The sequence below is a fragment of the Streptomyces sp. NRRL B-3229 genome (assembly GCF_000719505.1).
GTDB lineage: Bacteria > Actinomycetota > Actinomycetes > Streptomycetales > Streptomycetaceae > Streptomyces > Streptomyces griseorubiginosus.
Genome location: NZ_JOGP01000020.1, coordinates 19535 through 32604, shown reverse-complemented (window position 1 = coordinate 32604; position 13070 = coordinate 19535). Strand labels below are relative to the sequence as shown.

Sequence of the window (13070 nt, the reverse complement as noted above, 5' to 3'; positions counted from 1 at the left end):
TGCCCACGGCCGTAGTGCCGGACCCTTGCGCATGCCCACAGCCGTAGGGGCTATCGCTCCAGCAGCCTGACGTCCACTCCGGGAGGGAACACCCCGGAGTAGCGGGACAGCGGGAAGGTGTGCCCCGGCATGTTCTGGAGTGCCACGGAGTGCAGCTTCGGGAAGCGGGATGCCAGGACAGTGAGGTCCTCGGTGCCGAGCAGTCCCGTCAGGCGGAGCACCTTGACGGTCGGCAGCTCGGGCAGGTGGTCGATGGAGCGCGGCAGTTCGCGCAGCAGACGGGCGTGCAGATGGAGTTGCCTGAGCTGCGGCAGCGCGGCCACCGACTGCCAGTCGGCCCGCGTCAGCTCTGTCGTCAGCGGTCCGATGCTGAGGTCGACGAGCTCGCTCCAGTGCTCCAGGCCGCGCAGGCCGGTGTGGTTCGTGGTGTGCCGGCCGAGGAAGAGATAGGTCAGGCGCGCGTCCACGGGCAGGACCTCGGTGAGGCTGTGGCCCGGGAGTTCCTGTTCCAGGGTGAGCCGGCGCAGTGACCGCAGGGACGCGAGGCCGGTGAGGTCGGCGATCTGGCCGCAGATGAGCTCGGTGAGCGGCAGGTCCGCGAGGCGGTCCAGGCCGCGCGCCTGCGTGCAGCGGGCCAGGAGCAGGTTGCTCAGGGACCCGAAGGGCAGCAGCGCGCCCAGGTCCGTGACCAGGGGGTTGTCGCGCAGGTCGAGGAGGGTGACGTCCGACGGCTGCGGTACGGCGGCGAGGATCGCCTGCGGTGCGTGCTCGCCGATGAAGGCGAGGCCGGCCCAGGGCCGCATGCCTGCCAGCGCGGCCCGCTGTCCGGGGGACTCGCAGCCGAGGTAGAGGCCGGGGCGGGGCAGTTGGTCCAGCACCTCCGAGGCGTACTCGACGGTGTCGAAGCGGCTCCAGGTCCCCGCGAGCTGTCGGCGGACCCCGAGGTCCGGGTGCTCGCGGAACCGCCGCAGGACCGCGAGGGCGCCCGCGGGCTCCTCGGCGGCGAGCAGCGAGGCGGTGATCGTGACGTTCCGGGCCTGCTCGGCCGACAGACCCTGCGGCCCCGGAAGCAGCTCCAGCACCAGTGGACCGGCCTCCGCCAGAGCCCTCGCGTCCTCTTTCGAGGCCGGCGGGATCAGGGCCGCCGCCCGCTGCTCCACCTCCGCCCGCACCGCCGCGTCCAGCGCCGGGGCGTGCTCCAGACAGGCCAGTGCGAGCAACGTCAGCCGGGGGACGTCCCTGGCGAGCAGTTGCCGTATGAGAGAGGCCCGTTCGCGGGGGCGGGCGTGGGCCACCGCCATGCGGATGACGTCCTCCCACTGGGTGTCGTCCGCGCGGCCGGCGAGGACGTCGAGGTGGCCCTCCTCCACGGCGTAGCGGGCGCCCAGGTAGTCCTGGAAGGTGCGGTGGACGAAGTCCACGACGCCGTCGGCGGGTTGGCGGAGCAGGCCGCTGCGCAGGAGCAGGTCGTGCAGGACCGCGCCGGCGGGGCCCCGCAGGCCGACGGCGGGCAGGCAGCGGTCCACGATCGACTCGGCGGTCTCCACCTCCATCTCGGTGCGCCCGCTCAGCACCAGCGCGTACGCGAGGCGTTGGATCAGCTCCAGCTGGGTCTCCTCGCCCAGTTCCTGCTCCAGGCCCCGCTCCCGGTCGCGGCGCGCGAGCAGCATGGTGAGGGCGGCGTCGTACAACTCCTTGCGGCCCGTGGGGAGATAGCCCCGCCGTTCGCGGTGCAGGGCGCAGATCAGGCCGCACATCAGGGGGTTGGTGGCCAGGCGGGCCAGGTCCCGTTTGGTGCGCAGGGAGTCCAGGAGCGGGGTCTCGTACTCGGGGGCCCCGGCCGCGGTGTGCCAGCGGTGGACGAAGGTCGCCACGTCCGGGCGGCGCATGGGGGCCAGGGTGAGCTCGCCGAAGCCCTCGGCGGCGAGCCAGTCGGGGCGGACGGCGGTCGGGCGGGACGTCAGGAGCCAGCGGTTGCCGGGGTAGGCGCGGATGAGGGACAGGAGCCAGTCGCGGGTGCGGTGGCGGTCGGCGGCGGGGATCTCGTCCAGGCCGTCGACGAGGACCAGGCCGCGGCCCGCCGTCAGGACGCGTTCCGTCCAGCCCTCCGGCGGGGTCAGGGGGCAGCTCACGGCGGCCAGGAAGTCGGCGGGGGAGGGGAGGGACCCCGCGCGGATCAGGGTGCGCAGGGGCAGGACGTACGGCACTCCGCTGCCGTCCTGGGCCGCGGTGACCGCCAGCCACTGCACGAGGGTGGTCTTGCCGGAGCCCGCGTCGCCGCGCAGCAGTACCCGGTTCTGGGCGAGCAGGGCTTCCTCGGCGGGGACTCGCAGCGTCAGCGGGCCTCCGGGGTGTTCCTCGGTGAGGGGGCTCTCCTCCGTCGTGGTCGCCTCCAGGCTGAGGTACGCCACTTCGAGGGGCCAGCGGTCGGGGGAGTCGCGCAGGTCGATGCCGTAGATGGTGATGTGGCGGTGGCGGTCGGCCACGTGCGGGAGATAGCGGCGTTCGAAGTCGCGGTCCACGGCACCGGGGCGGGGGGTGCGGGCGAGCAACTCGTCTGTTTTCGCGATGAGTTCGGCCTGGGACCGGGTCTGCTCGACGAGGGTGCGGGCCACGAAGGTGGACCTGCGGGTGAAGAACTCCAGGATCTGGAGGCAGGCCCACTCGGTCGCCGAGTCGAGGAAGTACCCGGCGTCCGTGGACAGGCCGGCGGGAGAGGGGGCCGCGCGGGCGAGGACGCGCGCCAGTTCCCGGTGGCCGAGGCCGACCGCCTGTACGTCGTCCATCTCCAGGTCGCCCAGGGCCAGCAGTCGGGCTGTCAGAGCGTCGGCGACGGCCGCTTCCTCGTCGGCCGGGAAGGGAGGTTCGCCGGGGGAGTCCGTGGCCGCGCGGACCATGCCGTCGGCGAGGGCGCGGACCTCCTTCTCGCCCAGGGTGCGCTTCTCGCCGCGGAAGGAGACCAGCGCCGAGAGCCGGACCGGTCTGTCGACCAGGCCGGCGCCCGGGCCGTCGGGCCGGAAGAGCTTCCGTACCAGTTGACCGACCAGAGCGGACGCCAGCTTGCTGCCGAGTACCGCGGGCTCCATCCGCCACCCCCGTGTGTGCCAGTGCGCGGACGGAGCCTAACCGGGCAGCCGTGGATCAGGACAACTGGCCGTCGTAGTCCGGGAGTTTGAAGGTCTTCTCGGCGTGACCGCCCGACAGGTCGGTGGCGCTGTTCCCGATGTTCGCGATGATCGTGTAGCCCTTGTTCTCGACGTCGACGCGCTTGGCCGTCTTGTAGGTGGCGACGTCCTTGAAGAGGTCGATGAAGTTGCGGACGTAGAGGCCGCTCACCTGGTAGCCGACCTGCTTGAGGTTGTAGTCGGTCACCGAGCCGATGATGTCGGGGCGGGCGGTCACGAAGAACAGGGAGACGCCGTGCTCCTGGGCGTACTTCGCGACGTTCAGGACGGGCTTGTTGGCAGGCGAGGGGTAACTGAAGCCGAAGTCGCTCTCCAGGGCGGTGTTGTCGATGTCGAGCACGATCGCCTGCTTCTCGCCGGGCTTCGTCGCGGCGATACGGTCCTTCAGGTACGGCAGGGCCTGGTCCATCACGGCCTGGCAGTCGGCCTGCCAGGTGGCGTAGTCGACCTTGGCGGCGGCAGCCGTGGCGGTCGTGGAGGTGCTCTGGCTCGTGGTCGACGTCGTGGCGGCCTCGGCGGGTACGGCCAGGGCGACCAGGGCAGCCGCGGCGACGGCGCCGACAGCGGTGTGGCGAGCCCAGGGGCGTCTGCTGCTCATATCGGTGGGGGTCCTCTCACGTCCGTAAGCCGTTGTCCGGTGCATGGTGCGGGGCGAGGGTGACGCGAGGGGAACCGTAGGGTTACCAGCGGTAAGTAGCCAGAGATGGGCGTCACATCGGCAGGGGTTTGAAATGGCGTCTCCGGTGACATGACGCACAGGCGATTTGTCCGTTACTAGGGGGATTAGTGGTAAGAGGTGCAGGAGCGAGGCGTATAAGTCGCCAATGTCTGGACTTATTACTACGAACCGTCGTAGATGGCTGGTTTTGGGGTGTGCGGGCCTCGGGGTTACCAATGCCTTTCCGTTTTCCCCGATCCCCCGAGGTTCCTGATGTTCCAGCGCGTCTCCCCCCGCTCCTCCCGTACGACCCTGCTCCGTGCCCGGGTGGCCGTCCTGGCCGCGTCCGTGGGTGCGTCGGCCGTGCTCGGAGCCGGAGTCGCCTCGGCCGCGGCCAAGCCCTCCTGGGTCGACCCGGTCAAGAAGTACAAGCTCAGCGCGACCTTCGCGCAGGCCGGCGGCATGTGGCAGTCCACCCACAGCGGGCAGGACTTCGCGGTGCCGAGCGGGACGAAAGTCGTCGCCGCGCACGGCGGGACCGTCGTGAAGGCGGGCCCCGGCGGCGCCGGTGACGGGTCCGCCTACGGCAACGCCATCGTGATCAAGCACGGCAACCGGACGTACTCGCAGTACGCCCACCTCTCGCGGATCAGCGTCAAGGTCGGCCAGGTCGTCAAGACCGGCCAGCGGATCGCCCTCTCCGGCAACACCGGCAACTCCAGCGGCCCGCACCTGCACTTCGAGATCCGTACGACGGCGAACTACGGCTCGGCGATAGACCCGGTGGCCTTCCTCCGGGCCAAGGGTGTGAAGGTCTGAGGCGTCGTCCCGGCCGCCCCGCGTACGGCGGCTTCCCGGCCGCCGCGCGTACGGCAGCGTCCTGGCCGCCCCGCGTCCAGCAGCGTTCCGGCTGCCCCGGGGCTACTCGTCGGCGCCGCCCCCGTGGGCCTGGGTGATCAGGTCCGTGGCCACCTCCAGGACCGCCTTGCGCTTGGACTCCTGGTCGCCGTCCAGGTCCTGGAGGAGGAACATCCCCGCGTGCAGGGTGAAGAGCGCGCTGACGGAACGGACCTGGGCGACCAGGTCGGCGTCCGGGTCGACGACGATCTCGCGCAGCCCCTTCATGCGCTCCTTGAAGGTCTCGCCGATGCGCAGTTCCCGGACCGTCGCCTGGTTCTCCTGCATGAACCGGAACAGCGGAGTCGCCCCGGCCAGGGTGTCGCTGTAGCGCCGGATGATCTCCTGCTTGGTCTCCAGCGTGTGGGGCTGCTGCCTGCCCCACTCGATCAGGTCGAGGATCGGCTGCGTCAGGTCGTCGTAGACGCTGACGAGGATCTCTTCCTTGGTCTTGAAGTGGTAGTACAGCGCGGCCTTGGTGACGTCCAGGTGCTCGGCGATCTCCCGCAGGGACGTCTTCTCGTACCCCTGCTCGGCGAAGAGTTCGAGGGCCACGTCCTGGATGCGCTGGCGCGTGTTGCCGCGGCGCTGCTGCTTCGTGCGGTCCATCGTGCCGCCCATCCTCATGCCTCTCGGCTTTCCATGAAACTTACTTGACGCCCGGCTAGTAAGACGTCTACCTTCCCCAGTGTAGACAACTAGCCGGGCGGCAAGTAAGTGCCCCGGCGGGGGAAGTACGCGGAAGCTTCAGGGGAGTGGAAACGATGGCGGACACACAGACGGTCGAGACGGAACCGGACAAGGAGCCGGCCAAGCAGCGCAGCGTACGGGTCGTCCTGCTCGCGCTGATGATCACCATGATGCTCGCGATGCTCGACAACATGATCGTGGGCACCGCGATGCCGACGATCGTCGGTGAGCTCGGCGGCCTCGAGCACCTGTCCTGGGTGGTGACGGCGTACACGCTGGCGACGGCCGCCGCGACCCCGATCTGGGGCAAGCTCGGTGACATGTACGGCCGCAAGGCCACCTTCATGACCTCGATCGTGATCTTCCTGATCGGCTCCGCGCTCAGCGGCATGGCCCAGGACATGGGCCAGCTCATCGGGTTCCGGGCCGTGCAGGGCCTCGGCGCCGGTGGTCTGATGGTCGGTGTCATGGCGATCATCGGTGACCTGATCCCGCCCCGGGAGCGGGGCAAGTACCAGGGCATGATGGCCGGCGTCATGGCGCTCGCGATGATCGGCGGCCCGCTGGTCGGCGGCACGATCACCGACAACTGGGGCTGGCGCTGGTCCTTCTACATCAACCTGCCGCTCGGCGTGGTCGCCCTCGGCCTCATCAGCGTCGTGCTGCACCTGCCGAAGAAGCGGTCCAAGGCGGGCATCGACTACCTCGGCGTGGTCCTGCTGACCGTAGGCATCACCTCCATCGTGCTCGTCACCACCTGGGGCGGTACCGAGTACGCCTGGACCTCCGCGCGGATCATGGAGCTGATCGGCATCGGCGTCGCCGCGCTCATCGGGTTCGTGTTCTGGCAGACCAAGGCGGCCGAGCCGATCGTGCCGCTGCACATCTTCCGCAGCCGCAACTTCACGCTGATGTCGCTCATCGGCTTCATCACCGGCTTCGTGATGTTCGGCGCGACCCTGTTCCTGCCGCTGTACCAGCAGTCGGTGCAGGGGGCCTCCGCGACCAACTCCGGGCTGCTGCTTCTGCCGATGCTCGGCGCGATGCTGGTGACCTCGATGGTCGCGGGCCGGGTCACCACCAGCACCGGGCGCTACTACGTCTTCCCGGTGGTCGGCAGCGTCCTGATGGTCGTCGGGCTGTACCTGCTGTCCACGATGGACACCGGGACCTCGCGGTTCACCTCCGGTGTGTTCATGGCCGTGGTCGGGTTCGGCATGGGCTGCCTGATGCAGATCACCATGCTGGTCGCGCAGAACAGCGTGGAGATGAAGGACATGGGCGTCGCGTCCTCCTCCACCACCCTGTTCCGTACGCTCGGCTCGTCCTTCGGTGTCGCCATCATGGGCGCGCTGTTCAACAACCGGGTCCAGGACGTCATGTCCGAGCGGGCCGGTGCGCTGGGCTCCAAGGTGACCGAGCAGTCCGCGCAGCTCGACGCGGCGAGCCTGGCGAAGCTGCCGGCGGCGGCGCGGGAGGCGTACCAGTACGCCGTCTCGGCCGGCACCCACTCGGCGTTCCTGCTCGGCTCGATCGTGGCCGTGCTCGCGCTGGTGGCGGCGGTGTTCGTCAAGGAGGTCCCGCTGAAGGGCGCGGGCCCGCAGAAGCCGACGGAGGACGCGGCACCGGCTCCGCTGGTCGAGGTCTGACCCGTACGGCCCCACGCTGACCTGACCCGCACAGCCCGACCCTGTTGAACCGAAGGCCCCCGGATGGTGTCCGCCCCGGGGGCCTTCACCATGCCCGGCCCCGCACCGGGACCAGCTGACCGGGCCGACGGCCCCGCACCGGGACCAGCTGACCGGGCCGACGGCCCCGCACCGGGACCAGCTGACCGAGCCCACGGCCCCGCAGGTCAGGGCAGCAGCGGATGGCTCCCCGTCGCCGTGGGCGCGTGCTCCGGGAGCCACAGGACCGCCACCGCGCCCTCCGAGGGGATCTCGTCCGGCGCCCCGGCGGGGCGGACGTTGCGGAAGGTCAGACGGGCGCCGAGGACCCGGGCCTGGCCCGCCGCGATGGTCAGACCCAGCCCGTGGCCGTGGCCCGCCCGGTCCGCGCTGCCCGTGCGGAAGCGGCTCGGGCCGTCGGCGAGGAGGTCCTCGGGGAAGCCCGGGCCGTGGTCGCGGACGCGGATCACGCGGCCCTCGACGGTGACCTGGATCGGCGGCTTGCCGTGCCGTGCGGCGTTGGCGAGGAGGTTGAACAGGACGCGTTCCAGGCGGCGCGGGTCGGTGGTGACCTCCGACTCGTGCACCACCCGTACCTCGATCTCCGGGTCCTTTGCCGCCACCCGCCGGGCGACGAACTCGCCGAGCAGGATGTCCTGGAGCTCGGCGCGCTCGGAGGCGCCGTCGAGGCGGGCCACCTCCAGGACGTCCTCCACCAGGGTGCGCATGGCCTTCGCCCGGTCCAGGACCAGCTCGGTGGGCCGGCCGGGCGGCAGCAGTTCCGCCGCCGTCAGCAGGCCCGTCACCGGCGTCCGCAGCTCGTGCGCGATGTCCGCCGTGACCCGGCGCTCCGCCTCCAGCCGCTGCTGGAGCGCGTCCGCCATGGCGTCCACCGCGCTCGCGAGGTCGTCGGTCTCGTCCTGGACGACCCCGCCGATCGCGTCCCGGACCCGTACGTCGGTCTCGCCCTTGGCCATCTGGTTCGCGGCGGCCGCCGCCTTCCGCAGCCGCCGGGACAGCTGCCCGCCGATGAGCACGCCGAGCGCGCTGCCGCCGAGGACCACCGCGATGGAGCCGATCACCAGCGCCTGGTCGAGGTCCTTCAGGATGTCGGTGCTGCGGTCGGTGAACCCGGTGTGCAGGGACAGCACATGCCCGCCCTTGACCGGGACGGCCGCCCAGATGTCGGGCCCCCGGTCGGGCCGGTCGGAGACGAAGGTCGCCCGGCGGCCCGCCTCGACCTTCCTGCGCAGCGGCGGCGGCAGATGCCGGTCGTCGACCGCGATGCTGGGGAAGTTCGGCTTGCCGGTCAGCTCGTAGTTGCGCTGCGCGATCCGGATCCGTTCGTCGGCCAGGTCGCGCGCGTTGTCCAGCATGGAGACCCGCGCCGCGTTGTGCACGACCAGGCTGAGCGCGACCGCCACCAGCGCGCCGACCAGCGCGATGGCCGCACTGAGCTTCCATCTCAGCCCTGTCCGCATCACCACGCGCTCCGTCACCGGGCTCCGAAGGATCCCCCGCATGCCCAGGCCCCCCGCTCAGGCCTTCAACTTGTAGCCGAAGCCGCGGACCGTCTCGATCCGGTCCTGGCCGATCTTCGTCCGCAGCCGCTGCACGTGGACGTCGACGACCCGGGTGTCGCCGCCCCAGCCGTAGTCCCACACGCGCTCCAGGAGCTTGTCGCGGGAGAGCACGGTGCCGGGCGCGGAGGAGAACTCCAGGAGCAGCCGCATCTCGGTCGGCGTGAGGCCCACCGGCTGTCCGCCCCGGCGCACCTCCATGCCCTCGGTGTCGATCTCCAGCTCGCCGAAGGTCAGCACGCCCCCGGCGTCGGGGGCCGCGCTCTCCTCGCCCCGGTCGGCGCCGCCGGCGTGCCCGAAGCGGCGCAGCACCGCGCGGATCCTGGCGACCAGGACGGCGCCGTCGAACGGCTTGGTCACGTAGTCGTCGGCGCCCGCCTCCAGGCCCAGCACCACGTCGATGGAGTCGGCCCGCGCCGACAGCATGATCACCGGCACGGTGGACTCGTCGCGGATACGACGGCACAGGCTGACCCCGTCCAGGCCCGGGACCATGACGTCCAGCAGGGCGATGTCGGGGCGGTCGGCCCGGAACGCCTCCAGGCCGGACAGTCCGTCGGGCATGGCGGTGACCGCGAAGCCGTCCCGCTCCAGGGCGAGCTGGGTGGCCTCGCGGATGACGTCGTCGTCCTCGACGAACAGCACGTGGGTCTGGTCTGCCATCCGGGTGCTCTCACTCTTCGGGGTCGTGACGGTCACTAAGTAATCGTTCCGGGAGGTCCGATCGGTTCACCTGTGCGGGACTCAGTTGTCCGGCGTCGGCGTCCCGCCCGTGCCGACCACGCTGCTGTAGTCGCTGTGCGTCCTGTACACCGTGGCGAACTTCCCGGCGACCCAGCGGTAGGTGATCACGTTCTCGCCGGACGGGGCCGACACGGGGTCGCCCTTCTCGTACACCTGCTTGGTCACCACCAGGTCGCCGCGGTCGATCTCGGCGTAGACCGGGGGTTCCTCGGCCTGGAAGACATTCTGGTACGAACCGTTTTCCTCCCGGTACACGTACGAACCGACACCCACCAGATCGGCACAGGTCACGACGTTGACGACGACGTCGTCGGCCGAGCCGCCGGTCAGGTCGCCGTAGGAGAGGTCGACCGGGTACTCGTCGGCGACACACGGCTTCAGGTCGCGCTTGACCGCCTCGGAGACCTTCGGGTCCGACTTGAGGAGGGCGACCGCGGAGGTGCGGTCCAGGCGCGGCGAGGACACGAGGGACGGCACGGCCGAGGACCGCTCGCGGTTCCCCGCGACCGCTTGCGCCGGGCCCTCGTCGCGGGTGCCGGTGCCGCCGGTGGCGCAGGCGGAGACGAACAGGGCAAGGGCGGCGAGCACGGCCACTGCCGTGCTCGCCGCCTGGAGAATCCCCCGGACCGGAGCGGGGTCCGGTCCGGGGGGCCCGGGTTCGGTCAGGCCGCCGTGCAACGCTCCCGCTCCTCACGCTCCAGCGCGCGTGCGTCCAGGTCGCGGGCCTCCAGCTCCTCGCGGAGCCGGGCGAGCGCCCGGTGCAGCGTGCTCTTGACCGTTCCCACCGACATGCCGAGGGCGGCGGCCGTCTCCTCCGTGGACATCTGCTCCCAGTGTCGCAGCACGACGACACTGCGCTGCTTGGGGGCGAGCACCTTCATGACGTCCATCAGCAGGGCGCGGTCCGCGTGCTGCTCGGTGGAGTCGTCGACCGAGGCGTCCGGGAGCTGCTCGGTGGGCACCTCGTCCAGCTTGCGCGCCCGCCACCACTCCGTGCGGGTGTTGATCATCACCCGGCGCAGGTAGGCGTCCGCGAGCCGCTTGTCCTCGATGGTCTCCCAGCGGCCGTACGTCCGTACGAGCGCCGTCTGGAGCAGGTCCTGCGCGTCGACCGGGTCCGGGACCAGCCGGCGTGCGCTGCGCAGCAGCGCGTCCTGCCGGGTGCGGACGTACTCCTCGAACTCGAGCACCTCGCCCTGCGCCATGTCGACCGCCTCCTGCTTTCCCCGTGTGTCCCTCGTGGTCTGCGGCCCGGTCTCGCCGGGCCACGCAGATGAAGCTACGGAGCGGTTGTCACGGGGCTGTGCGAAGCAGCGCGCGGCTGGCAATCGGCTGTCCGTCGGTTGTGTAACGGAAGCCGAAAAGGGGTAAACCGGCGCGGTTGATTGCGCCGGTTCACACCGCTATGTCGGTTCTTCCGTCGTCGTCTATGTCAACGGCAGCCGATACAAACCACCCGCGAGGGGCTCAACGAGCCCATCGGCGACCAGTCCGTCCAGCGCCCGTGCCCGCTGCACCGGCTCGTGCCAGACCCGGTCGAGGACCGCCTGCGGGACAGGCGCGTGGGCCTCCCGCAGCACGGCGAGCAGCTTGCCACGCACCTGGCGGTCGGTACCGGCGTACGTCTGCCCGCGCCGTGCCGGCCCGTCGTGCGCGGGCTTGCCCCCGAGCCGCCAGGCGCACTGCGCGGCGATGGGGCAGCGCCCACAGGTCTCGTTCTTGGCCGTGCACACGAGCGCGCCCAGCTCCATGGATGCGGCGGCCCAGCGGGCGGCCGTGGCCTCGTCCTGCGGCAGCAGCGCGCGGGCGAGCTTGCGCTCGGCGGCGGTGGTCGCGTTCGGCGGGTACTGCACGCCGGTCACCGCCCGGGCGAACACCCGCCGCACATTGGTGTCCAGCACCGCGTGCCGCTGCCCGTACGCGAAGGAGGCGACGGCGGCGGCCGTGTACTCGCCGATCCCGGGCAGTGCCAGCAGCTGCGCGTGGTCCGTCGGCACGTCCCCGCCGTGCCGCTCCGTTATGGCGACCGCGGCACCGTGCAGCCGCAGCGCCCGGCGCGGATAGCCGAGCCGCCCCCAGGCGCGCACGGCCTCGCCGGGTGCCTCCTGGGCCAGGTCGGCGGGGCGTGGCCAGCGGGCCAGCCACTGCTCGTAGACGGGCAGCACCCGGCTCACCGGCGTCTGCTGGAGCATGAACTCGCTGACCATCACACCCCAGGGGCCGGCCTCCGGGCGCCGCCAGGGCAGATCCCGGGCGTGCTCGTCGAACCAGTCGATGACGGGGGCGTGCAGGTCCTCTCCGCGAGGAGTGCCTGCGGTGTCGGCGAGAGGGGTTCCGGCGGTGTCGGCGGGAGGGGTGGCGGTCTCGTCGGCGGGAGCAGGGCCGGTGTTGTCGGCGGCGGGGCGGCTGGGCGAGGGCTTCGTGGGCGCAGTCATGGCCTTCCGATCCTGCCATGCCGGAGCGGGCGGACGGGTGTTCTGCGGGGCCGGGTCGGACGGATCCGGTACAGGGGAGCAGCCGTGGCCAGAGGTGCAAGGAACACGATCGCGAACACGCCGTCCGTCCACGTCCCGACCCCGGGTCGTCACCCGCCCGGGGGGACCTGTGCGGTCACGCACCGTAGGCAGGAGGCCCGTTCGGTCACACTCCGCCGTCGAAACGTGTCACGCCTGGCGAAAGCCGCCCCTGGAACGGGAGTTGCCGGAATGATGATCCGGAAAAGTTGTGGCGTGGGGCGGCGGGTGAGAGCGGCGAACCCACTGATCTCTCGTACAGTTTGCGCCGTGGGATCTCTGCGCAATCCGGTCGGGCCGCTTCCCTCCTCCATCTACTGGCGACGGAGGGCCGTCATGCTGTCCGTCCTCGCCGTGCTGGCGCTGCTGATCGCGTGGATCGTCAGCTTCGGCGGCGGTGGGGGTGACAAGAACGGCGCCGACGGGTCCAACGGCAAGAATCCCACCCCCTCGACGATCAGCCCCGGACCGTCCGGCTCCGGGCCCGCGATCAGTCAAGCCCCGGGCGGCCGCGACGAGTCGACGACCGGCGGAGACACTTCCGGCGGTGCGGGAAGCGGCGGCGGCGCTGGTGACGGCTCCGACGTGGGCAACGGGGGCTCCGGCGGCGCGGGTGGCTCCGACGCCGGCGGTTCCGGTGGTACGGACGGCGCGGGAGCCTCCGGGGGCGGTGCCGTGGGCTCCGGCGTGGGCCAGGGCGACACCCTCCCGGCCGGGTCGGGACTCCCCAACTGCACCACTGGATCGCTGAAGTTGAGCGTCCGCAGCCAGCGCAACGCCTACGAGCCCGGTCAGACGCCCACGCTGCTGCTCACCGCGACCAACTCCTCCGGCGGCGACTGCAAGGTCGATCTGGGCCCGAAGAACGCGGTGCTGACGATCACTCAGGCCGACTCGGACGACACGTACTGGTCGTCCGCCGACTGCCCGAAGACCGCGGGCAACCTCGTCTTCCGGGCGCCCGCGGGCAGCAGCATCACCTACACCGTGAAGTGGGACCGCAAGCCGAGCGCCCCGCAGTGCGCGACCCCTCCGGCCGGTTCCGCGGGCGCCGGGACGTACCTGGTCGAGGTGAAGAAGCCCGGATATCCCACCGTTCAGGCCTCGTTCGTGCTGGAGAACGACTGAGACCCCCC

At 71.2% G+C, this 13070-nt stretch carries 11 protein-coding genes; 3 read left to right on the top strand and 8 right to left on the bottom strand.

What is annotated here, in order from left to right:
• Nucleotides 1-50 precede the first annotated feature (50 nt).
• Both IF54_RS0128700 and IF54_RS0128695 read right to left on the bottom strand, forming a co-directional pair.
• The gene (locus IF54_RS0128700; protein WP_030323850.1) at nt 51-3086 is read right to left on the bottom strand and encodes an NACHT domain-containing protein; all 3036 of its coding nucleotides are present in this window, start codon (nt 3084-3086) and stop codon (nt 51-53) included.
• Between the two features lie 55 nt (nt 3087-3141).
• Nucleotides 3142-3783, bottom strand: a complete 642-nt coding sequence (locus IF54_RS0128695) for an HAD family acid phosphatase (protein ID WP_030323848.1) — start codon at nt 3781-3783, stop codon at nt 3142-3144.
• A 333-nt stretch (nt 3784-4116) separates the two neighbouring features.
• On the opposite strand from IF54_RS0128695, the gene IF54_RS0128690 reads away from it, so the two are divergent.
• A complete protein-coding gene (locus IF54_RS0128690) occupies nt 4117-4662 on the top strand; it encodes a M23 family metallopeptidase (protein WP_030323846.1) in 546 nt (181 codons plus the stop codon).
• 102 nt (nt 4663-4764) lie between these two features.
• On the opposite strand, the gene IF54_RS0128685 is transcribed toward IF54_RS0128690, so the two are convergent.
• On the bottom strand, nt 4765-5361 hold the full coding sequence (locus tag IF54_RS0128685) for a TetR/AcrR family transcriptional regulator (protein WP_030323843.1): 597 nt from the start codon (nt 5359-5361) through the stop codon (nt 4765-4767).
• Between the two features lie 143 nt (nt 5362-5504).
• Here IF54_RS0128685 and IF54_RS0128680 point away from each other — a divergent pair, with 143 nt between their 5' ends.
• Nucleotides 5505-7079, top strand: coding sequence for an MDR family MFS transporter (locus IF54_RS0128680; RefSeq protein WP_030323841.1), 1575 nt, complete (start codon nt 5505-5507; stop codon nt 7077-7079).
• 206 nt (nt 7080-7285) lie between these two features.
• On the opposite strand, the gene cseC is transcribed toward IF54_RS0128680, so the two are convergent.
• The 5 genes from cseC to IF54_RS0128655 form a co-directional block, all read right to left on the bottom strand.
• The gene (gene cseC / locus IF54_RS0128675) at nt 7286-8620 is read right to left on the bottom strand and encodes a two-component system sensor histidine kinase CseC (protein ID WP_030323839.1); all 1335 of its coding nucleotides are present in this window, start codon (nt 8618-8620) and stop codon (nt 7286-7288) included.
• 15 nt (nt 8621-8635) lie between these two features.
• Nucleotides 8636-9340, bottom strand: a complete 705-nt coding sequence (gene cseB / locus IF54_RS0128670; RefSeq protein ID WP_030323837.1) for a two-component system response regulator CseB — start codon at nt 9338-9340, stop codon at nt 8636-8638.
• An 81-nt stretch (nt 9341-9421) separates the two neighbouring features.
• A complete protein-coding gene (locus IF54_RS0128665; RefSeq protein ID WP_030323835.1) occupies nt 9422-10099 on the bottom strand; it encodes a hypothetical protein in 678 nt (225 codons plus the stop codon).
• Nucleotides 10084-10626: a SigE family RNA polymerase sigma factor gene (locus IF54_RS0128660; RefSeq protein WP_030323832.1), complete on the bottom strand. Its 543-nt coding sequence runs from the start codon at nt 10624-10626 to the stop codon at nt 10084-10086. Before IF54_RS0128660 ends, IF54_RS0128665 begins: the two co-directional genes overlap by 16 nt.
• Before the next feature lie 222 nt (nt 10627-10848).
• Nucleotides 10849-11856, bottom strand: coding sequence for an A/G-specific adenine glycosylase (locus IF54_RS0128655; protein ID WP_030323830.1), 1008 nt, complete (start codon nt 11854-11856; stop codon nt 10849-10851).
• Between the two features lie 348 nt (nt 11857-12204).
• On the opposite strand from IF54_RS0128655, the gene IF54_RS0128650 reads away from it, so the two are divergent.
• Complete coding sequence (locus IF54_RS0128650) at nt 12205-13062, top strand: hypothetical protein (RefSeq protein ID WP_078852136.1); 858 nt, start codon at nt 12205-12207, stop codon at nt 13060-13062.
• The last annotated feature ends 8 nt before the right edge of the window (nt 13063-13070 follow it).